The 20,267-nt window shown below is 69.9% G+C and carries 15 protein-coding genes, 1 pseudogene and 1 riboswitch; of the genes and pseudogenes, 5 read left to right on the top strand and 11 right to left on the bottom strand.

Annotation, left to right across the window (positions count from 1 at the left end; all coding sequences use genetic code 11):
• Positions 1 to 27 precede the first annotated feature (27 nt).
• A complete protein-coding gene (locus tag B1H19_RS19905) occupies positions 28 to 1,095 on the bottom strand; it encodes an alkene reductase (RefSeq protein ID WP_083105999.1) in 1,068 nt (355 codons plus the stop codon).
• Positions 1,096 to 1,349: 254 nt separating this feature from the next.
• On the opposite strand from B1H19_RS19905, the gene B1H19_RS19900 reads away from it, so the two are divergent.
• Positions 1,350 to 1,883 (top strand): MarR family winged helix-turn-helix transcriptional regulator, encoded by a 534-nt coding sequence (locus tag B1H19_RS19900; protein WP_083109756.1) that lies wholly within the window; start codon positions 1,350 to 1,352, stop codon positions 1,881 to 1,883.
• A gap of 69 nt (positions 1,884 to 1,952) precedes the next feature.
• On the opposite strand, the gene B1H19_RS19895 is transcribed toward B1H19_RS19900, so the two are convergent.
• The 5 genes from B1H19_RS19895 to sbnA are packed head-to-tail and all read right to left on the bottom strand — an operon-like array spanning position 1,953 to position 8,289.
• Positions 1,953 to 3,254 (bottom strand): benzoate/H(+) symporter BenE family transporter, encoded by a 1,302-nt coding sequence (locus tag B1H19_RS19895; RefSeq protein ID WP_418361455.1) that lies wholly within the window; start codon positions 3,252 to 3,254, stop codon positions 1,953 to 1,955.
• A complete protein-coding gene (locus B1H19_RS19890; protein ID WP_083105998.1) occupies positions 3,251 to 4,453 on the bottom strand; it encodes a trans-sulfuration enzyme family protein in 1,203 nt (400 codons plus the stop codon). The genes B1H19_RS19895 and B1H19_RS19890 overlap by 4 nt, the downstream gene beginning before the upstream one ends.
• Positions 4,450 to 6,321, bottom strand: coding sequence for an FAD/NAD(P)-binding protein (locus B1H19_RS19885; protein ID WP_083105997.1), 1,872 nt, complete (start codon positions 6,319 to 6,321; stop codon positions 4,450 to 4,452). Before B1H19_RS19885 ends, B1H19_RS19890 begins: the two co-directional genes overlap by 4 nt.
• Positions 6,315 to 7,316, bottom strand: coding sequence for a 2,3-diaminopropionate biosynthesis protein SbnB (gene sbnB / locus B1H19_RS19880; RefSeq protein ID WP_083105996.1), 1,002 nt, complete (start codon positions 7,314 to 7,316; stop codon positions 6,315 to 6,317). Before sbnB ends, B1H19_RS19885 begins: the two co-directional genes overlap by 7 nt.
• Positions 7,317 to 7,332: 16 nt before the next feature.
• Positions 7,333 to 8,289 carry a 2,3-diaminopropionate biosynthesis protein SbnA gene (gene sbnA / locus B1H19_RS19875; protein ID WP_083105995.1) on the bottom strand — a complete coding sequence of 319 codons (957 nt, stop codon included), beginning with the start codon at positions 8,287 to 8,289 and terminating at the stop codon, positions 7,333 to 7,335.
• A gap of 462 nt (positions 8,290 to 8,751) precedes the next feature.
• On the opposite strand from sbnA, the gene B1H19_RS19870 reads away from it, so the two are divergent.
• Entirely contained in the window at positions 8,752 to 9,888 is a 1,137-nt protein-coding gene (locus tag B1H19_RS19870; protein ID WP_083105994.1) for a PP2C family protein-serine/threonine phosphatase, read from the top strand.
• A gap of 33 nt (positions 9,889 to 9,921) precedes the next feature.
• Here B1H19_RS19870 and B1H19_RS19865 read toward each other — a convergent pair whose 3' ends face one another.
• Positions 9,922 to 11,058 carry a DUF2332 domain-containing protein gene (locus B1H19_RS19865; protein WP_083105993.1) on the bottom strand — a complete coding sequence of 379 codons (1,137 nt, stop codon included), beginning with the start codon at positions 11,056 to 11,058 and terminating at the stop codon, positions 9,922 to 9,924.
• Positions 11,059 to 11,482: 424 nt separating this feature from the next.
• A riboswitch (cyclic di-AMP (ydaO/yuaA leader) is annotated at positions 11,483 to 11,625 on the top strand.
• 12 nt (positions 11,626 to 11,637) lie between these two features.
• Between B1H19_RS19865 and B1H19_RS19860 the strand changes: the two genes are divergently transcribed.
• Positions 11,638 to 12,822 carry a M23 family metallopeptidase gene (locus tag B1H19_RS19860; protein ID WP_083105992.1) on the top strand — a complete coding sequence of 395 codons (1,185 nt, stop codon included), beginning with the start codon at positions 11,638 to 11,640 and terminating at the stop codon, positions 12,820 to 12,822.
• 86 nt (positions 12,823 to 12,908) lie between these two features.
• Positions 12,909 to 13,868 (top strand): aldo/keto reductase, encoded by a 960-nt coding sequence (locus B1H19_RS19855; protein WP_203237184.1) that lies wholly within the window; start codon positions 12,909 to 12,911, stop codon positions 13,866 to 13,868.
• A gap of 115 nt (positions 13,869 to 13,983) precedes the next feature.
• On the opposite strand, the gene B1H19_RS19850 is transcribed toward B1H19_RS19855, so the two are convergent.
• A complete protein-coding gene (locus B1H19_RS19850) occupies positions 13,984 to 14,286 on the bottom strand; it encodes a hypothetical protein (protein ID WP_083109753.1) in 303 nt (100 codons plus the stop codon).
• Between the two features lie 38 nt (positions 14,287 to 14,324).
• Positions 14,325 to 16,541, bottom strand: a pseudogene (locus tag B1H19_RS19845) (DUF3427 domain-containing protein); the annotation flags it as partial.
• Between the two features lie 226 nt (positions 16,542 to 16,767).
• Here B1H19_RS19845 and B1H19_RS19840 point away from each other — a divergent pair.
• Positions 16,768 to 17,868, top strand: a complete 1,101-nt coding sequence (locus B1H19_RS19840; protein ID WP_083105990.1) for an MrcB family domain-containing protein — start codon at positions 16,768 to 16,770, stop codon at positions 17,866 to 17,868.
• Between the two features lie 19 nt (positions 17,869 to 17,887).
• Here B1H19_RS19840 and B1H19_RS19835 read toward each other — a convergent pair whose 3' ends face one another.
• A complete protein-coding gene (locus B1H19_RS19835) occupies positions 17,888 to 19,249 on the bottom strand; it encodes a PrsW family intramembrane metalloprotease (protein WP_083105989.1) in 1,362 nt (453 codons plus the stop codon).
• 121 nt (positions 19,250 to 19,370) lie between these two features.
• The gene (gene trmB / locus B1H19_RS19830) at positions 19,371 to 20,246 is read right to left on the bottom strand and encodes a tRNA (guanosine(46)-N7)-methyltransferase TrmB (RefSeq protein ID WP_083105988.1); all 876 of its coding nucleotides are present in this window, start codon (positions 20,244 to 20,246) and stop codon (positions 19,371 to 19,373) included.
• Positions 20,247 to 20,267 lie beyond the last annotated feature (21 nt).

The raw sequence follows: 20,267 nt of genomic DNA, 5'->3' as shown, positions 1-20,267 counted from the left end.
CGGCCGTGAAGGGCCGTCAGAAGCGCCCTAGTCCAGGGTCGGGTAGTCGGTGTAGCCGCGGTGGTCGCCGCCGTAGTAGGTGGCGGGGTCGGGGGTGTTGAACGGTCCGCCCAGGGCCAGGCGGCGCGGCAGGTCGGGGTTGGCCAGGAACAGCCCGCCGAAGGCGACCAGGTCCGCCAGCCCCTCCTCGACGAGCGCGACGGCGTCCGGGGCCGTGTGCTGGGGGTGGGTGAACGGGTTCAGCACGAACGCCGACGGCCACGCCTTGCGCAGCTGCCGGGTCAGCTCCCGGTCCGGACCTTCCATCAGGTGGAGGTAGGCCAGGTCCATCGGTGCCAGCCGCTCCACCAGGGCCGGGTAGACCTCGTCGAGGTTCTCCTCGGCGATGTCGTTGTAGGGGTTGCCGGGGGAGATGCGGAAGCCCACCCGGTGCCCGCCGATGGCGTCGGCCACGGCGTCGGCGACCTCGACGGCGAAGCGGATCCGGCCCTCGGTGGTGCCGCCCCAGGCGTCGGTGCGCCGGTTGGCGTTGGGGGCGAGGAACTGGTGGATCAGATAGCCGTTGGCGCCGTGGAGCTCCACGCCGTCGAATCCGGCCTCGATCGCGTTACGGGCCGCGGCGGCGAAGTCGGCGATCGTCTGCCGGATCTCCGCCTCGGTCAGCTCCTTCGGCGTCACGTAGTCCAGCGGCCCGTCATGGGTGTAGACCTGGCCCTTGGCGGCCACCGCCGACGGGGCCGTCGGCACCAGGCCCTCCGGCAGCAGGCTGGGGTGGCCGATCCGGCCGGTGTGCATCAGCTGCGCGAAGATCACGCCGCCCTCGCGGTGCACCGCGTCGGTCACCGTCCGCCATGCCCGTACCTGTCCGGGCGTGTGCAGGCCGGGGGTGTCGGGGTAGCCCTGGCCGACCGGTGAGGGCTGGATGCCCTCGGTGACGATCAGTCCGGCACCGCCACGCTGCGCGTAGTACGTCGCCATCAGCTCCGTCGGCTCGGCGCCGGGCCCGAAGGCACGGCTGCGGGTCATCGGCGCCATCACGACGCGGTTCGCCAGGTGCTTGCCACCCAGGACGATCGGATCGAATGCAGTGGTCATGGTCTTCTCCTCGGGATGCGGGGTGCGCTGCGGCGCGCACGCTGTTGTCCGCGCCGTCCGCACCGGTGAATGCCTGTCCGAACAAGTAAATCACTTGTCCGAACAGGTAAACCCTCTGCATCCCTTCCCGCGGTCGGATGTGAAGCACGTCACGCGCTGCCACCTGGCCATGTTCTCGCCGAAGTTCAGATGGCCCATGGGGGCGCCTACCAGGAGGTAGGGTGAAGTTGATCGGGCAGGAAAGTGAGGAAGAGATGTCGCAGTCCACACCGAAGGCCGGGAAGGCTTCCGCGGTGACGGGGCAGGAGGCCACCGTCCCGGTGCCCGCGGCGGCCGGCGGCGGGCCGGTCAGCCACGCGATCTTCCGCCTGGCCCGACTGCACCGCATGCTCGCGGGACAGCTGCTGCGCCGCATCGGCCTGCATCCGGGCCAGGAGCTGGTCATGATGCACCTGTGGGAACTCGGCCCCCAGCGGCAGACCGACCTGGTGCGGCTGATGGACTCCGACGCCGCCACCATGACCCGCACCGTCCAGCGCCTGGAACAGGCCGGCTTCGTCCGCCGCCGCCCCTCGCCCACCGACAAGCGCGCCACGATCGTCGAGCCCACGACGGCCAGCCATGCCCTGCGCCGCGAGGTCGAGCAGGTCTGGACCCGGCTGGAGGACCTCTCGACGGCGGGTCTCTCCGCCGACGAGAGCACCGCGGCTCTGCACACCCTGGAACGCCTGGAGCACAACCTCGTGCAGGCCGCCGCCGATCCCGGACGGGCGGACGCGGAGCGTTAGGCGCCGCCACGGGAGCGGGCATGCGAAGGCCGCCCCGGCTGGGTCCGGGGCGGCCGGTTCGCGTCGGGATCAGCCGGTGGGGGCGGACCGGGGGCGGCGCCAGCGGGTCAGTACGAGATGGGCCGCGACGCCGAACACCAGGCCCCAGAAGGCCGATCCGATGCCGAAGAGGGTGACTCCGGATGCGGTGGCCAGGAAGGTGATCAGGGCGGCCTCGCGGTCCTGCTCCTCCTTGACGGCTCCGCTCAGGCCGCCGGCCAGCGCCCCGAAGAGGGCGACGCCCGCGATGGCGGCGACCAGTTCCTTCGGCAGGCCCGCGAAGAAGACCACCAGGGTGGTGCCGAAGGCGCCGATCAGGAGGTAGAACGCCCCGCACGCGATGCCTGCGATGTAGCGGCGCTTGGGGTCGCGATGGGATTCGGGGCCGGTGCAGATCGCCGCGGTGATGGCCGCCAGGTTGATGGCGTGCGAGCCGAAGGGGGCCAGGGCCGTCGAGATCAGCCCGGTCGAGCCGATCAGCAGCCGGTCCTTGGGCCGGTATCCGGACGCGGTGAGGACCGCCATGCCGGGCGCGTTCTGCGAGGCCAGCGTCGCCAGGATCATCGGCACCGCGATGCCGATCAGCGAGGCGACGGAGAACGCCGGCGTGGTGAGCACCGGGCGGGCCAGCTCGATGTGGTCCAGCTGGATGTTCAGCCGCGAGGTGGCGGCGGAGGCCGCCACGCCCGCGGCGAGGGCGATCAGCACCGCGTACCGGGGCAGCCACCGCTTTCCGGCCAGATAGATCAGCAGGACGGCCCCGGCGATCCAGGGTGCGGTCTTCAGCGAGGCGAACACGCCGGTGCCGAAGGAGAACAGGATGCCCGCGAGCATGGCGGAGACGACCGCCGTGGGCACCTGCCGCATGAGCCGGCCGAACACCCCGGTCAGTCCGACCAGGGTGATCACCACGCCGGTGACGAGGAACGCCCCGATGGCCTCCGGGTAGGAGTAGGCCCCCAGGCTGGTGACCAGCAGGGCCGCACCGGGCGTCGACCAGGCGGTGATGACCGGCATCTTCGTCCGCAGGCTGAGCCCGATGCAGGTCAGGCCGCTGCCGATCGAGATGGCCCAGACCCAGGAGCCGGTCTGTGCCTTGTCCAGATGCCCGGCCGCGGCGGCGGCGAGGACGATGACCAGCGGTCCGGAGTACGAGACCACGACGGCCACGAACCCCGCGAGGACCGCGGACAGCGACATATCGGCCCGCAGCCCCCGGCGGCCGGGGGAGGGGGCGTCGTCGGCCGGCGGGCTGCCGTCGGCCGACCCGTCGGGGCCGGCCTTCGTCCTGCTGCCGGCCGTGGTGCTGGTGTTGCTGTTTTCCGAGCTCAAAGTACGTCCTTAGCGGCGCGTTCCAGTGCCTGCTCCAGATCGGCCACGAGGTCGGCCGGGTCCTCTAGTCCGATGGACAGGCGGAGCATGTCCTTGGGTGAAGTGCTGTCCGGCCCCTCGAATGTGTAGCGGTGTTCGATCAGGCTTTCCACCCCGCCCAACGACGTGGCGCGAATGAACAGTTCGCAGTGCTCGGCCGCGCGCAGCGAACGCTGCCACTCCCCGGCGACGTGCAGCGAGAGCATGCCGCTGTAGCCGCCGGTCATCTGCCGGGAGGCGACCTCGTGTCCCGGGTCGCCGGGCAGGCCGGGGTAGGCCACCCGGCTCACCAGCGGGTGCTCGTCGAAGTGCTGGGCCAGCGTCATCGCCGTGGCCGAAATCTGACGCATGCGGGGGTAGAGCGTCCGTATCCCGCGCATCAGCAGATACGTCTCCCAGGGGCCGAGGATCGGACCGGTCAGCCGGCGGTGCAGGCGCAGCCGCTCCCAGAGGGCCTGGTGCGCGTCGGTGGGCTGCGGCGCGGCCACCAGGAGGCCCGCCACCACGTCGTTGTGGCCGTTGAGGTACTTCGTACCGGAGTGCATGATCAGGTCGGCGCCGAGCTCGAAGGGCTTGGTGTGCACCGGCGTGGGGACGGTGTTGTCCACCCCGAAGAGGGCACCGGCCCGGTGCGCGATGTCGGCGCAGGCCGCCAGGTCGGTCACCAACCAGGTGGGGTTCGCCGGGGATTCCGCCCACAGCAGGGCGGTCGGCGCGGCGTTGACCGCCTCGGACACCGCGTCCAGGTCGTTCATGGGGACGCGGACGACCTCCAGGCCGCGCTGCGGGCCGAATTCCAGCAGCCACTTGGTGAGCCCGAAGTACATGGTCTGCGGCACCACCACGCGCGCCCCGGCCGGCAGGACCTGGAAGACGGCGGTGGCCGCGGCCATACCGGACGCGAACACCAGCGCGTCGGAGCCGCCCTCCAACCCGGCCACGACGCCTTCGAGCTGCTCGTATCCCGGGGTGCCCTGGTCGCGCAGATAGGCGAGGCCGGCGGGGCTGCGGTACTGGTCGTCGCGGGCGAAGGTGGCGCCCATGCTGACGGGCGGCGGTACGGCCCCGGTCGTCGGGCAGCGCCAGCCGTCGCCCTGTGCGGCTCGGGTCTCGGCGCGGTACTCCTGCGTCCAGGGGGTGTAGGTCTCGCGGTTGCTCATGATGTCCTCACGGTGAGGGCCGGAAATGCGGTACGGAGGGCGAGTTCGGCGTCTTGCAGCGCGCGGGAGGGCGCGCCGGGCGACGGGACGTAGTGGTTGTAGTAGCTGGATCCCTCGGTGTGCGGACCGAGGAAGAAGAGGGTGGGCCGTACGTCCCCGGCCGGGCCGATGCCCTGCCCTGCACGGGTGACGCGGAGCCCGGGGACCCGGCTGCCGCCGGCCGCCAGGGTCGTGACGCGGCCCGCCGCGACGAGGCGGCCGAGCAGCGAGGCGGGCAGGCGGTCCGCGCGCGGCTCGGCGATATGCGCCTGCACGACGTGGTCCACCTCGATGCTCTCGGGCCGGGCCAGGCAGGTGGACTCCAGCCGCCAGGGGCCCGTTCCGGCCGGGGCGATGACCTTGGGCCGCGGGCCGGGGCCGAGCCGGAGCACCCCGGCGTCCAGCAGCGACAGCAGCTCCACCGACCGGTCCAGCTGCGGGCCGATCACCAGGCGGTTGACCGTGGCGGTGAACTCCCCGAAGAAGTACGCCAGTGAGGCGTCGTCCACACCCGGGGGGTCGATGACGGCCCGTAAGGCGTCGCGGTGGTCGCGCAGCACTTCCAGGGCTTCCTTGACCGCGCAGGCGCCCAGCCCCTCGCGGGCCTCGGCCAGGTCCTCGCCGACCCGGGCGGTGCACCACCGGGCGTATGCGGCCTGGTCGGGCCACGTACGGTCGGTCAGCCGCTCGGTCAGCACCCCGCTCAGGGGGCAGGGTCCGAACTCCCCGCGCAGGCCGGCCAGCGCTCCGTCGCAGCCCGACTCGGCCACGCGGCGGGACAGTTCCGCGCCCGCTCCCGCGGCATCGCCGGTCTTCCGGGCCAGGAGGGTCCGGTAGTAGGCCAGTTCCATCTCGGCCTCGACCAACGGCAGGACGTCGTCGGCGAAATGGAGCCGGCCGTCCTCGCGCAGAGCGCGCAGGGACCGCAGCCGGTCCGGCGTCAGCGCGAGGGGGGCGAAGCGGATCCGGCCCGGGTGGAGGTACGGACGGCTGCGCGCGGGGATGCCGGACCGGTTGGCGAGCACGATCCGCGGCTCGCGGCCGCCGGCCACGTACCGCAGCCCGCCGTCCGCCGTCGGTTCGTGCCGGCCGCCGCGGCCCAGGGTCAGGCTGGCGATCACGTCCATGGCGGTCAGCCCCATGCCCAGGACCGCGACCCGGTCCCCGGGGGCGATGCCGTCGAGGGCCCCGGGCAGCGGGTAGGGGCGGGTGATCAGCCGTGGTTCCTCCGCCGTTTCGGCGGGCAGGTGGAGCGCCTGGTGCCCGACGGTCACGAACACCGCGTCGGCCTCCAGGCGGGTGCCGTCGTCGAGGACGACCGTCTCCCCGCCGCCGTCGCCGGGGCGGATGTCGGTGGCCGTCGCGGCGTGCCGTATCAGGCGGAAGCCGGCGGGCGCCGCGGCGACGATGCGTTCGGCGGCCCAGGTCAGGTACTCGCTGAGCAGCCTGCGCGGCAGAAAGTCGTTCGGCTGGATCTCCCGTCCGTCCCCCGCCCGGACGGTGTATCCATCGGCCCCCAGGCGCAACTCCCGTTCGCGGCACCATTCGTAGAGGGAAGGCCCGCCGACCGGCGTGGGACCGTCCACCATCTGCGCGTCCGCGAACGCGGTGACCTGAGCGCACACCGTGTTCAGCAGGAGGTGGTCGGGCTGGTCCTGGCGGTGGAATCCGGGGCCGAGGGGCCGGGGGTCCACGAGATGGACGGTGACGGGGAAGGGCTCGGCCAGGCAGTGGCCGATGAGCCGCTCCACGACGCCCAGCCCGCGCGATCCGGCTCCCACGACGGCGAGGGTGGCGTGCCGCTCGGTGTGGTGCTGTGTGGTCACCATCGCCGCGTCTCCCCGAAGAAGTTGGGGACCGCGAGGGTCGAGCCGGCGGCGCGGGCCTGCTCCAGGACGTAGGCGCCGACCGCCAGGTCGAGGACGCCGAGACCGAACGGTGAGAAGATCACCGGACCGTCCTCGGCCACCGCCACCCGGCCGTTCAGCACTCCGGCGAGCGTGCCGGTCACGAAGTCCCGGGAGCCGGTGAGCCGTTCGGCGAGATGGGGTGAGGTGTTGGCCTTCAGGCAGTGGTCGATGTCGTCGAGGATGTTCTGCGCGCCCAGCACCACCTCGGGCGCGAGATCGCGCAGCGAGATGTTCAGCACGAGCTGGCCGGGCTTGAACGGCGTGGTGACGTACGGTTCGAGTGCGGTGGTGGCGAAGACGACGGTCTCGGCCTCCAGCGCGGTGCCCAGGTCGGCGGTGAACGACGCGGGACGCCCCTGGGTGGCGCGCAGATGGCCGACGAGGGCCTGGCCGGACTCCTCGTGGAGGTCGTGTACGACGTACGCGTCCGGCGTGCAGTCGGCGGCGTGGAGGTAGTCGCAGATGTTCCGGGCGATGACGCCGCCGCCGACGACCGCGATCCGGGTGCCCGCAAAGCCGCCCGGACGCAGTGCGGTTGCCGCGACGGCGGCGGAGGCGGCCGTACGGGCGGCGCTGATGTTGGCGGCTTCCAGGCAGGCGATCGGATAGCCGGTCTCGTAGTCGTTGAGCAGGAGTACGGCCGAGGCGCGGGGCATTCCGGCCTGGGTGTTCCGGGGGAAGCTGGCGATCCACTTGATGCCCGCGAGCCGGACGTCGGCGCCGAGGTAGGCGGGCAGCGCGATGATCCGCGAGTCGGGCTTCTCGGGGAAGCGGAGGAAGTAGCTGTCGGGGTTGACGCTCTCTCCGGCCTCGTGGCTGCGGTAGGCCCGGCTCACGATGCCGAGGACCTCGGCCCGCTTGCCGCTCAGTACCTCGCGCACCGTCTCGCCGGCCACCACATCGAAGTCAAACATAGGGTCACACCTCTCCTCAGGCGCCGGCCTGAGCGATTTCCGGGATTTCATGGCAGAGGAGTTCCGGCCATCGGGACGCCACCCAGGAGTCGTCGTAGACCGTCTCCAGATAGCGCTCTCCGAAGTCCGGCGAAAGGGCCACCACGGTGCTTCCCTCGGGAATGTCCTTGCCCTTTTCCTGCACCGCGGAAAGCACCGTCCCGCTCGAACCGCCGAGCAGCAGTCCGCGCTCTGTGGCGAGCGTTCTGCACATCTCCACGGCATCCGCCTCGGGAATGACGATCACCTCGTCGACGAGTGTTTCGTCGAGGATTTCCGGACGTCTGCTGGTGCCGAGTCCGGGAATATGGCGCCGGGCCGGCGGGCCGCCGAAGGACACGGAGCCGACCGCGTCGACGGCGATGATCCGGGTCGCCGGACTGTGCTGCCGTAAGAACGCGGCGCAGCCCATCAGCGTGCCGGTCGTGCCGGCCCCGATGAAGGCGTAGTCGACGTGGCCGAGTTTTTCGACGATGGCCCGGCCGGTGCGGTCGCGGTGCGCCCGGGGGCCGGCCGGGTTCGCGTACTGGTTCAGCCAGTACGTGCCGGGCTCGTGCACCAGGCGGTCCTGGATGTAGTTGATGCGGGACTGGAGATAGCCGCCGTTGCCGTCGCGGACGTCGATGACGACGACCTCGGCACCCAGCGCCTTCATCAGGCGCACCGACTGGGTGTTGGCATTGGGGTCGGTGACACAGGTCAGGCGGTAGCCCTTGGCCGCGCAGACCATGGCGAGCGCCACGCCGAGGTTTCCCGACGTCGATTCGATAAGGCGCGTACGCGGAAATTCGTGGCCCGATTCCTCGGCCTGGGCCACCAGCGCGATGGCCGTCTTGAGCTTCACCGAGCCTGCCGGATTGAGGCCCTCGAGTTTAAGGAAGACGGAGCTTCCGGGTACCAGGTGATCGAGCCGGATGAAGACGTCATCCAGCACCAGATCGTAAACTTCTTCCACTATCACTGGAATCCAACGCTCTTGAGTGCGGGAAAGCCGATAGGTGGCACACGCCGAGATGCGAGGGTTCCTGGGTTTGTGATGGCAGCGAATGGTCGAGTGCTGCCATGCAGAAGAGATTACGTCCCCCCGTTCGCCGCCTAAGCGCCCCCCGCCGCGGCGATTACATCGTCACATAAAGCCATACGTCTCGTCCAGGACATTTTTGGGGCCAATGTAATACCGAATTGAACATTCCGAATGGAGTATTCCGATTGGAATTCTGTATTCCGAGGGCGGGGGCCGTCGGGGGCGAACCGTCGGTGGGGGGCCTACGGCGGCTGACCCGTACGGCCCCCGACGGCTCGCCGGCCGGACCGGCACCCGGAACCCTTGGGGTGCGACGGCCTTGGGACGGCCCCGGGCCGTCGAAGCCTGGGCAGTGGGAAGAGGCCGGTGCGGATGCTTCGAGGCGGCGGGAACCGTGCGGGCGGGCGGGGGCGGTCGGCGCCCCGCGCCGGGCGGCCGCCGCTCCGCCGCCTGGCCCGCTGGCTCCCCGCCCTCCTGATCGTCGGCGGCTTCGCCTTCGACGTGGCCACCCCGCCCAAGTACACCGCCGCGCCCTTCTTCTCCGCCGCGCCCCTGGTGGCGGCGCCCCTGTACTCCCTGGCCATGACGGCCCTCACGGCGGCCGTCGCGGTCGCCGGCGAGATCGTGATCGCCGTCTACCACAGCGCCAACGACCACAACGAGTCCGTCAGCGAGGCTTTGACCGTCCTGGTGGTCGCCCTCCTTGCGCTCGGCATCAACCGGGCCGTGCGGCTGAGCGACGCCCGGCTCTCCTCCGTACGCGATGTCGCCGAGGCCGCCCAGCGCGTCCTGCTGCCCACGCCGCCCGGCCGGATCGGCGGGCTCGCGGTCGCCGCACGCTATGTGGGTGCGCAGGCCGACGCCCGGATCGGCGGCGATCTCTACGCGGTGCAGGACACCCCGCACGGCGTACGGCTGATCGTCGGCGATGTGCGGGGCAAGGGGCTGGAGGCCGTGGAGGCCGCGGTGGTCGCCATCGGCGCCTTCCGGGAGGCGGCCGAACAGGAGGCCACCTTGGAGGCGGTGGCGGGCCGCCTGGAACGGGCGCTCAAACGGGAGGGCGGGCGGCGCGCGGGGCCGGACCAGCAGGAGGGCTTCACCACGGCCGTCCTGGTGGAGATCCCCTCCGGCGCGCACTCCGTCCTGCGCGTCCTCAACCGCGGCCATCCGGCGCCGCTGCTGCTCGCCCCCGACGGCGGGCTGTGCGAACTGACCCCCGCCACGGCCGCACTGCCCCTGGGCCTGAGCGATGTCGCGGGGTGGCCGGACCGGGTGGACGAGACGTTCTTCCCGGCCGGTTCGCTGTTGCTGCTGTTCACGGACGGGGTGACCGAGGCACGGGACGCCTCCGGCCGCTTCTACGACGCCCCGGCCCGGCTCCGCGGCCGCCACTTCCCGGGGCCGGACGCCCTCCTGGACGGCCTGGTCCAGGACGTCTCCCGGCACACGGGCGGGGTGCGGGCGGACGATATGGCGCTGCTGGCGGTGCAGCGGCCGTTGCGGGCGTAGGGCCTGCCCGGTGGGCGGGCCCTGGGCGCGGGGTCAGCCGGTTGCCGGCTGCCCGGCCGTCCCGGCGGAGGTCCCCTCCGTCAGCCAGTGCAGGCTCTCCCCGTACGGGCCGGTCAGCGCGAGCGGGCGCTCGTCCAGCGCGAGGGTGAGCGAGGCGTCGTCGGGGTGCCGGGCCGCCCGGTGCGCGGGGCTGGTGATCCAGGGCAGGACGCCGTGCTGCTCCTGGGAGATCCAGTGGCCGCGGCCCTCCCGCCCGGCGAGCAGCGACCGCACGAGGGCGGCGAACCGCTCGCGACGGTCCGCCGGGAGCAGGGCCAGAGCGGCCGAGTGGAAGATCACCAGCGTCGCCCCGGGCGGCGCCTCGGCGGCCAGCGCGGGCAGTTCGTCGAGCAGATCGCCGCGTACGACACCGGGCCGGGGCGCGGTCCGGGCCAGGCCGACGGCGGCCGAAAGGCGCTCCGCACGCTTCCCGTCCCCCGGCCAGACCAGGGCCCGCAGCCAGCGGAGGTCATCGGGGTCGGCGACCGGGTCGAGCGGGTCGAGGTCGACACCGCCGCGCCAGACGATCTCGGGGACGCGGGCGGGGACCTCCGGTACGGGACCGGCGCCGGCCGCGCTCGTACGGCAGGTCAGGGTCACCGGGCTGCCGGACGCACCGCATGCGGCCGCGCGGGGTCGCGTCCCCGGGCGGCTCGACGCCTCCTCGTACCGGTAGTGGTAGAGCTCCGGCCGCAGGCACAGCCCCGCCGACGCCCCGACCTCCAGGAGCGCGAGCGGCTGCGGCAGCCGGGCGAGCAGGGGCAGCAGCGTGGCGCAGTGGCCCGGATCGTTCGTCCGGCCGGCGCGCCGCATGATCACCGTACGGACTTCGTCCCAGTGCCGGATCGTCCATTCGCGCCAGCGTCCGTACGCCGTCTCGTCGCGCGGCCCGTGCTCGGCGTGCGGGCCGTCGAGATAGCGGACGGCGGCCAGGAGGAGACTCGGCTGCTGGGCGTTCCCGGCAGGCAGCGATCCCGACAACAGATCGCAGAATTCCGCGTCCTGGCCGATCCTCGCGGTCAACTCGGCGTGGGCGTCGGACCGTCCCCGTGCCTGCTGCCAGGAGAACTCCCGGTACCGATCCGCCACTGTCTGCGCGCTGTTGACGACGTTGACCACGTTGACGAGCATGATCCGACGTTACTGCTCTCACGCTGGGTGACCGGCGGGCACCCCTCCGCATAACAACTGACACACCGTCACATGACGAACATGTGGCGAGTGTCGGCCAACTCGCCCGATTTGTTCGGCTGATGGGTGGAAAAGTCCACGCCATGGCCGATGCGGAGCGCATACGGATTCCCCGGAGGGCTTGGAAAACAACCGCGATCTCTATTACTGTCCGATAACGGAGCGCGGTCGTCCCAGCCGTCGCAAGGACGGCACCGCGCGCCGCCGCCGAATCCTGCACGCGCACGCCAAGTACGTCATGCACTTCCCTTGCGGCACAGGGCAGTTTCCGTACGAACCGGGCGAATTCACCACCGATAGGCGCCGATCCGTCCCCAGCGGCAGTCGAACGGTGTGCGACCGGCAACGGAACGCCCCGCCCGCACCGCACGACGTGCTTGAACTGCACCGAGGAACCGGGGAACCACCACCTTGGGGTGAATCGGGCGCCTTTCGCCGAAGCCGTCCGTAGGAGACCTTCCTGCTCCGAACCCGTCAGCTAACCCGGTAGGCGCGAAGGAAGGAAAGGAGTGCGCCCCCGTGGCGTCCAACAGGCCTACCCCCGAGGTCCCCTCCCCCGCCGGTTTCGACGACCGGGGTCCGTTCGACGGCCCGGGGCCCTTCGACGACCGGGGTCCGTACGACGGCCCGGATCACTTCGGCGGTCCCCGTGTCGTCTACCAGGGCGGTGTCCGCGACCGCGAGCGGGACGGCCTCCGTGCCGACGACGGGCCGTGGGAGGAATGGAACCCCACCGAGGACTCCGTCCGCTCCGTCCGGGGCAAGCACCGGGTGGCCAAACAGCGCAGCGGCGGTCTCGCGCGCAGCGGTACGGTCCTGGGCGTCGGCGTCATCGCGGCGGTCGGCGCGGGCGGTATGGCCAGCGCCGAGGGCCGTCCGCCGGTACCGATCTCGATGCCGGACATCGGCGGGATGGCCGACGACCTCGCCGCCAAGCTGCCGGATGCCAAGTCCCTCCCCGGAGTCGGCTCCCTCATATCCGACGCGGGCTCGGATTCCGGCTCCGGCGCCGCCTCCGGCCCTCTCACCCAGGCGGGCCTGAGCCGGCACGAGGCCGCCGGCGCCGGCGAGGCGCTGCGCCACCGGATCCTCCAGCAGGCCGACGCCCAGCACGACGCCGCCGACCAGGATCAGCTCGACAGCGCGGAGTCCGCCGCCATCACCCGGGCCGCCCAGGACGCCTCCGCCCACCAGGCGACCGCCGAAAAGGCCGCGGCCGTCAAGAAGGCGGCGGAGCAGGAGGCCCGGCGCACGGCCGAGGAAGCCGCCCGCAAGAAGGCGGCGGCCGAACGCCTCGCCCAGCTCGCCAAGAGCTACCTCACCCCGGTCGCCTCCTACACCCTCACGGCCGGCTTCGGTGAGAGCAGCGACCTCTGGGTGGCGACCCATACCGGCCAGGACTTCGCCGCCCCGACCGGCACTCCCGTCAGGGCAGTTCACTCCGGCACCATCACGCAGGCGGGCTGGGCCGGCTCCTACGGCTACCGCATCGTCCTCACCCTCGACGACGGCACCGAGCTGTGGTTCTGCCACCTCTCCTCCATGGTCAAGACCTCCGGCAAGGTGAGCACCGGCGACGTCATAGCCCGCGTCGGCGCCACCGGCAACGTCACCGGCCCCCACCTCCACCTGGAGGTCCGCCCCCACGCCGGCGACCCGATAGACCCGATGCCGTGGCTGCGGGAGCACGGTCTGAACGTGTGAGTCAGGTGCCCAATCTGGCCTGTTCCCGCCTGATCTGACCGGCTCAGGCGGGAATAGCCCCGCTTCCCGCGACGTTGTCTCGACGCATGACCGCACCACTGACCGCACCCCGCACACCCCTCGGCTCGCTCTCCGTCTCCCCCCTCTGCCTCGGGGGCAACGTCTTCGGCTGGACGGCGGACGAGGCCGAATCCTTCGCCGTACTCGATGCGTACGTGGCCGGCGGCGGCAACTTCATCGACACCGCGGATGTCTATTCGGCCTGGGCGCCCGGCAACCAGGGCGGCGAGTCCGAAACCGTCATCGGCAACTGGCTGGCGTCCCGCCGCAACCGCTCCGACGTCGTCATCGCCACCAAGGTCGGCGCGCCCTCGCACCCCCACCTCAGGGGCCTCTCCGCCGCCACCATCACGTCCGCGGTGGACGCCTCCCTCACCCGCCTGCGCACCGACTACATCGACCTCTACTACACCCACTACGACGACGAATCCGTCGAGGTCGGGGAGTTCCTCACCACCCTCGACGAACTCGTCCGGGCCGGCAAGGTCCGCGAGATCGCCGCCTCCAACATCTCGGCGGCCCGCCTGTCGGAGTCCCTGGCCTTCTCCGACCGCGAGGGCGTGGCCCGTTACGTGGCGCTCCAGCCGCACTACAACCTGGTCTCCCGCGACACCTACGAGGGCGAGCTGGCCGACGTCGCCGCCCGCAACGGCCTGGCCGCGGTCCCGTACTACGCCCTCGCCTCCGGCTTTCTGACCGGCAAGTACCGCCCGGAGACGACGGTCGACAGCTCCCGCTCCGAGAAGGCCGCCCAGTACCTCGCCACCGAGCGCGGCTGCCGCGTCCTGCGCGCCCTCGACACCGTCGCCACCGCCCACGAAGCCGAGATCGCCACCGTGGCCCTCGCCTGGCTCGCCGCCCGCCCCACCATCGCCGCCCCCATCGCCAGCGCCCGCACCGTGTCCCAGCTCCCACCCCTCCTGGCCGCCGCCGACCTCACCCTCACGGAGTCCGACATGGATCTCCTGAACGAGGCGTCGGCGTAAGGCCTCCCACGGGTACGGCTACGGGCACGCCTACGGGCGCGCGTACGCACCGGGGCGGGGCCACCGAACCGCGGCCCCGCCCCGCCCCACCCGTACGGCCAACGGACGGGCCCCGCTACTTCCGACGATCCACCGCCACCCACGACGCCACGGCAACCCCACCCGCCACCGCACACACCGAAGGCCAGGCCCCGATCTTCTTGGCCAGCGGATGCGCCCCCACAAACCCGGCCAGATAGGCCCCGCCCAGCGCCGCCGCCGTGCCCGCGCCGGCCTTCCGCCGCCACTCCGTCGCCGCCACGGCCCCCGCCGCCGCCAACACCACACCCCCGAGCGGCCGCTTCTTCGTCCACCGGGCCACCCCGTAGCCGCCCACAATCCCACTCGCGGCCACAACTGCCGTGGGAACTCCGGCCATCACCACAACCTCCTTGTCAGGGACAACATTTCCCGACTTTACGCGCGCTCTTCCCCGGCTGCCTTGACGTTGTAGGCGGCATACGTCAAAACATCTGCCGGCAGCGGATGGCGAAGGTTCCAGACGATGCCCATGGGCTTGCTGGATTCGTGCGATGCGTATTCTGCCGGCCCGAGGAGCATCCAAGGCTGAGGGCCGCCAATGTCCGTCGACTTGAATCGGCGGACGAAGAGAAGCACGTGTGAACCGCGTTCCTTGTGCTCCTGGTAGCGCAGACCGGTGGCGGACGTCTCAGACGTCTGATTCTGAGACTCCCAGTGGAACTGATGCGAGCTTATTGCGTAATCCTTATAACGGGTCTGTGGGGAGAAGTCCTTCTCGTCCTTCTCCAGCGTGATCAAAAGCGCATCGGTGCGAACGCCCTCGCACCACTTCACGCCTTCTCGGAAGTATCCGGGTTTGAACCCGTTCACCGCTGCCTGTCCGAGGGCAGGCAAGATTTCCTCACGACTGTAGGAGGCATGCACCGTCATCGGTAGGGTGGCGTGCTCTCCATCGAGAGGAATGGGGTAGTGCTCCGTGTGCTCCAGGTTGTAGGCGAGTACTTGGCGTAGCTCGTCTCGGAATGCGGCGTGACGACGGAGCGTGGCAAGCCCTTGTGCGTAGCTGGCGAAGCCTCCGCCGAGGGGCCAGAGCGAGAAGAACAGCATGCGCGCATACGCCTGGCCTATCGGATCGAGCACGTCATAAGAAGGCGCGTGATCTTCGATCATCCGGGTATAGGCAGCAACTCGCTGGGGATCGTCTACGTGCAGGAACGCCGATACGCGCTTGAGGAGTGCATCCTCCCCCTCCGGCCCGGTTTCCGAGAGAAGGTGCGCGCGCCGCAGCAGACGCGTCCGTGAGTTATTCGACTTATAGAGCTCTGGTAGGTCGCGCTGACTCTCTTCAAGGTAGTGGGCGAGCTTATGCTCGGCGTACGACCCGACCTCACGCGCGAGTTGCGTGACCTTGACCCCTACTTGAGTCTTAATGTTGTCGAGGATCCGGTCCTTCGACTTGCGATCCAGGATGATTTCGCACCCGGCGGGGAGCTTGGGAAAGTCCAGATCCACATGCTTCATCAACCGGTTACGCGTGAGGTTGGTGAGCGCCCGGAACTGCTCTTCGAAGCGAAATTCCTTGCGGTGTTGGCCGATGAAGTCCAAGACGGTGAGGGAGGATTTGCCAGGCGTACGGCGGAGCCCGCGGCCTAGTTGTTGCAGGAAGATCGTGGCACTGGACGTAGGGCGCAGAAGTAGCAGCGTATCGACGTCCGGGATGTCCAAACCCTCATTGAAGAGGTCGACAGAGAAAATGATCTGCACTGAGCCGTCGCGTAGCGCCGTGAGCACGCGTTCGCGTTCTGCCGATGGAGTGGACCCGTCGAGGGCGGCCGCGCTAAATCCCGCTTCACGAAAGAAGTTGGCCATAAACCTCGCATGGTCCACCGAAACACAGAACCCCAACGCTTTCATTGCGAGCGGGTCGGCTACTTTATCGTGAACGGCCTTGAGGACGAGTTGCGCGCGCTCTCGGTTTCCAGTGAAGAGAGAGTTGAGTTGGGCGACGTCGTAGGCGCCACGTTTCCATGTGATCGCCTCTAGATCGGTGTCATCGGCAATGCCAAAGTAGCGGAACGGGCTGAGCAGATCGTTCTCCAGCGCTTCCCATAGGCGCATCTCGGCGGCGATACGCCCGCCAAAGAACTCGTCTTGGACGCTGTGTCCATCCATCCTCTCGGGCGTCGCCGTGAGGCCCAGAAGTTCGCTGGGGAAAAAATGATCGATGATGCGCCGGTACGTCTTCGACACCGCGTGGTGAAACTCATCGATGACGATGACATCGAAGTGATCGGGAGCGAGCCGATCCAGGGCGGATGGCCCCAACGACTGCACGCTGGCGAACACATGGTTCCAGTCGGAGGGAACGGCCCCTCCAACATGCAGCTCACCGAAACCAGCCTCGCCCAACGCTTCTTGGTACGTGCGAAGCGACTGCTTCAAGATCTCCTGGCGGTGCGCAATAAAGAGCAGCCTGGGCGGCCAGCCACCGTTGTGCTGTGTGAGGTTCCGATAGTCGAGTGCAGCCATCACGGTCTTACCCGTACCTGTGGCGGCCACCAGCAAGTTGCTATGGCGATCATGGATCTCGCGCTCGATACGCAGTCGTTCGAGCATGTCTTGCTGGTGAGGGTACGGCCGCAATTCAGTACCTACAGTCTCGTGAGAGGGACGCCGCCCGAGCTCTTGCTGCTGGCTCCGACGCGCGTGTGCTTCAGATGATCAGCGACACGGCGGGCCCGCGTCCGGAAGATGTTGTACCAGCAGCATCTGTCAGCTCCTGTACATCGTTTCAAGCCGAACGACCGGAGCATGACCGAAAACCATCGATGTGATCGAAATCTATCCACTCTTGTTCGATCTTCGTTAGTTTCTGGTCATGGGTATACGTGACCTACTCCTCGATGTGGCCGATAAGTTCGACCCCACGCTCACCACGACGAGCGGGAACCCCGGCCAAGGTGTGCTGAGGGAAGCAGGCACCCGTCTCGTAGGCGCCCTGCCGTACGGCATGAAGGCGGAGGGACACGGCGGACAAGGCGGGGCGGCGGCAACCCCGTGGATCCGGGTATTTGATCCGGCCGCGGGAGGCCGGGGGACGAATGGGCTGTATCTTGCCTACATTTTCGCGGCAGACCTCAAGTCCGTTGCGCTGACCCTTCAACAGGGAGTCACGGTATTCAGCGAACAGTTGGCGACGACGGGGCAACGGCTCCGCGCTCACCTGGCCGTGAGAGCCCGTTCCTTGCAGGCCGAACTTCATGACGCCCTCATCGCGGAATGGAACGACCAGCCGCAGTTCATGCATCGCGGTTGGCGCGCCCGCGCGTATGAGGCCAGCAGTGTCGCCGCACGCTGCTATGCCATCGATCGGCTTCCGAGCGAGGGCGACCTCTGTGCAGATCTCGGCACCATGACGACGATTCTCAAGGCCGCTCTCGCTGTCGAACCGCAGATCGCGGTCGTGAACGATCCCGCTGGGCCCATGGTGGAGTACACCCACCACGGGCACGGCACGTATGAGGGCCTGGACGGATTTCGCCCCAAGACGGGTGGCGACTACGTCGTACAGATCGCGGAACGCGAGGAGCAAAGGAAGCAGGCTCACGAGGGACTGATCCAGCGCTTCGGGCCGTACATACTGGGGCGCGGATTTACCCCCGTCACGGATCGGGTGCATCCGCGCGATCTCATACTCCAGGCAGACGGCGCCGAGTGGCTGGTTGAGGCTAAGGCGGTAAAGAAAGGCAACACCACACAGGCAGTTCGAGAGGCAGTCGGCCAGCTCTTGGAGTACCGCTACTTCTTGTACACGCAGAAGAACGAGCCCACACCACATCTCCTGGGGCTCTTCTCGGAAGACATCGGTGTTTATGCCACCTACCTCGAACATCACGGCATGGGAGCCGTCTGGTGTACCCCTGAGGGGTGGGCGGGTTCTGCGTCAGCAGTCGCCTGGGGAATGGCGGACGAGAGCTAACGGCACGGATATCGGCCGGTCACGGCCGGTCCGTACTCGCCTCCGCCTCCGTCAACGCAGCCTCCGCCAACGCCTCCTGTGCCCAAGGCCGGTACCGCCACAGGTGCAGCAGGAGTTCCCGTTCTCTGGTGCTGAAGTCCGATGTGGGGCCCATGAGATGGGCGCGGCGGCGGTGGAAGGAGAGGGTGGTGGCGAGGGCGGTGTATTCGGTGACGGCGCGGGCGGCGGTGGGGCCCTGGGTGCGGCGGGCTATCCGGCGAGCCAGGGTGCGGGTCCTGTGGGAGGAGAGGGCGGCCGGTTCGGTGGGGGTGAGCCAGCCGGTGGTCGCGTACGGGGCGAGGTAGCTGCGAAGGGAGAGGAGTTCCTGCCCGCGGGACCAGATCGCCAGCCAGGCGATGGTGAGGAAGACCGGGACCATGAACAGGCCGTAGACGGTGAGGAAGCCGAGGTCGCCGAGGATGGTCGCGCCGTTCCAGATGGCATGGAGGAGAACGGCGGTGAGCAGGCCCAGCAGGACGATCGCGGCGCGGGTGGTACGGCGGCGGTCGGGGCGGTTGGCGGCTATTCCGAATGCCAGGCCCGTGAGCATGGTGAAAAGGGGGTGGGCGAAGGGGGAGACGACGATACGGATGAAGAAGGTGCCGGCGGTGAGGGAGTGCAGACCGGAGTGGCCCATCGACTGGTCCTCGCCGAAGGCGCGGCCCAGATAGAGGATGTTCTCGGTGAAGGCGAAGCCGGTGGCGCTGAGGCCGGCGAGCACGAGGCCGTCCGTGATGCCGTCGAAGTCGCGGCGGCGGAAGCGGTAGAGGAGGAGGACGGCGGCCGCCTTGACCGGCTCCTCCACGACGGGGGCGATGATCGTCGAGCCCCAGGTCTGGGCGTCGGACGGGGATTCGCCAACGACGTTGGCCGCCACCCAGTCGGTGACGAAGCCGTTGGCGAGAATCGCGACCAGGGTGGCCGCGCACGCACCCCAGGCGAAGGCGAACGCGAGATGCCGCCACGGCTCCGGCTCTATGTGATCCAGCCAGCAGAGCGCCGCGATCAGCGGCGGTACGGGGAACACGGCGAGACCGAGGCCGACCAGAAAGCCCTCGGTGCCGGTATGGCGGCGGACGATGGCGAGGATGATCACGCCGCAGAGCGCGAGCAGCGAGACCAGTGCGAGCGCGCGCACCGTCCTGCTGCGCCACAGCGCGGGGCGCCGACGCGGCCGGTGGGCGGGGGGCTCGGGGGCGTCGGCGTGCGGAGGGGGTGTTTCCGGAGCGGGTGTGTACGGGTCGGGAGTGTGGGTGTACGCGGCGGCGTGCGGGCATGGCTCGCACGCCGGGAAGGGCGGCTGCGGGGGCGGCGGCGGGCAGGGGTGCCTGGACGGGTACACCAGTCGACCCTAACGAGGGCGGGGAGCGCGCGGACGAGGGCCACCGCCCCGCGCCGACAGGGCCACAAGGGCCACGGCCCCTGCGAAGCGCCGTCCGTCGGCCACGGCCGCCCGCGGAACGCTACGGCCGCCTGCGGAACATCAGGTCATGCACGACATGCCCCTTGTCCAGCCCCTGCCCCTCGAACCTCGTGAGCGGCCGGAAGTCCGGCCGAGGTGCGTAAGAGGGGTGGAGGTTCTCCAGCGTCGGCTCGGCGGAGAGGACCTCCAGCATCTGCTCGGCGTACGGTTCCCAGTCGGTCGCGCAGTGCACCAGGGCGCCGGGGGCGAGCCGGGTGGAGGCCAGCGAAACGAACTCCGGCTGGATCAGGCGGCGCTTGTGGTGGCGCTTTTTCGGCCAGGGGTCGGGGAAGAAAACGCGCAGGCCGGCGAGGGAGCCGGGGGCGAGCATCTCGCGCAGCAGGATGATCGCGTCGCCGTTGGCGACCCGGATGTTGGACAGACCGTTCCGCTCCGCGAGACCGAGCAGATTGCCCTGGCCGGGAGTGTGCACGTCACAGGCGAGGATGCCGGTGTCCGGGTCGGCGGCGGCCATCTGTGCGGTGGCCTCGCCCATGCCGAAACCGATCTCCAGGACGACCGGCCGCCCATCGAAGAATTCGTCCAGATCGATGCGGGAGAGCCCGTCGATGTCCCGGCCCCACGTCGGCCACAGGCGGCGCAGCGCATCGGCCTGCGAGGGCGAGACGCGGCTGCGGCGGGGCTGGAAGGAGCGGATCCGCCGCTCGTGATGCGAGCCCGCGGGGTCCGCGGCGGGCCCGGTCCCGTCGGGGAACATCGGGCCGCCACGCCGCGGCACGGCCGCCGATGCGGCGGTGGCACCGAGGCGGGGGGCCGTGCCGGCAGGGTCGTGCGCACCGGCCTCCAGGCCGCCGGCCTCGGGGGCGGCGGTTCGCTGGGCGATGTCGGGTTCGGGGGTGGCGGGATTCTCGGACACAGTGTGTTGATTCTACGGATG

The sequence above is a fragment of the Streptomyces gilvosporeus genome (assembly GCF_002082195.1).
Lineage (GTDB): Bacteria > Actinomycetota > Actinomycetes > Streptomycetales > Streptomycetaceae > Streptomyces > Streptomyces gilvosporeus.
This window is presented reverse-complemented; position numbering and strand designations above follow the sequence as displayed.

Bases quoted from the DNA above. Each gene is read 5' to 3' on its own strand.
- B1H19_RS19905 (WP_083105999.1), bottom strand. From the start codon at position 1,095: ATGACCACTGCATTCGATCCGATCGTCCTGGGTGGCAAGCACCTGGCG.
- B1H19_RS19900 (WP_083109756.1), top strand. From the start codon at position 1,350: ATGTCGCAGTCCACACCGAAGGCCGGGAAGGCTTCCGCGGTGACGGGG.
- B1H19_RS19890 (WP_083105998.1), bottom strand. From the start codon at position 4,453: ATGAGCAACCGCGAGACCTACACCCCCTGGACGCAGGAGTACCGCGCC.
- B1H19_RS19885 (WP_083105997.1), bottom strand. From the start codon at position 6,321: ATGGTGACCACACAGCACCACACCGAGCGGCACGCCACCCTCGCCGTC.
- sbnB (WP_083105996.1), bottom strand. From the start codon at position 7,316: ATGTTTGACTTCGATGTGGTGGCCGGCGAGACGGTGCGCGAGGTACTG.
- B1H19_RS19870 (WP_083105994.1), top strand. From the start codon at position 8,752: ATGCTTCGAGGCGGCGGGAACCGTGCGGGCGGGCGGGGGCGGTCGGCG.
- B1H19_RS19865 (WP_083105993.1), bottom strand. From the start codon at position 11,058: ATGCTCGTCAACGTGGTCAACGTCGTCAACAGCGCGCAGACAGTGGCG.
- B1H19_RS19855 (WP_203237184.1), top strand. From the start codon at position 12,909: ATGACCGCACCACTGACCGCACCCCGCACACCCCTCGGCTCGCTCTCC.
- B1H19_RS19850 (WP_083109753.1), bottom strand. From the start codon at position 14,286: ATGGCCGGAGTTCCCACGGCAGTTGTGGCCGCGAGTGGGATTGTGGGC.
- B1H19_RS19840 (WP_083105990.1), top strand. From the start codon at position 16,768: ATGGGTATACGTGACCTACTCCTCGATGTGGCCGATAAGTTCGACCCC.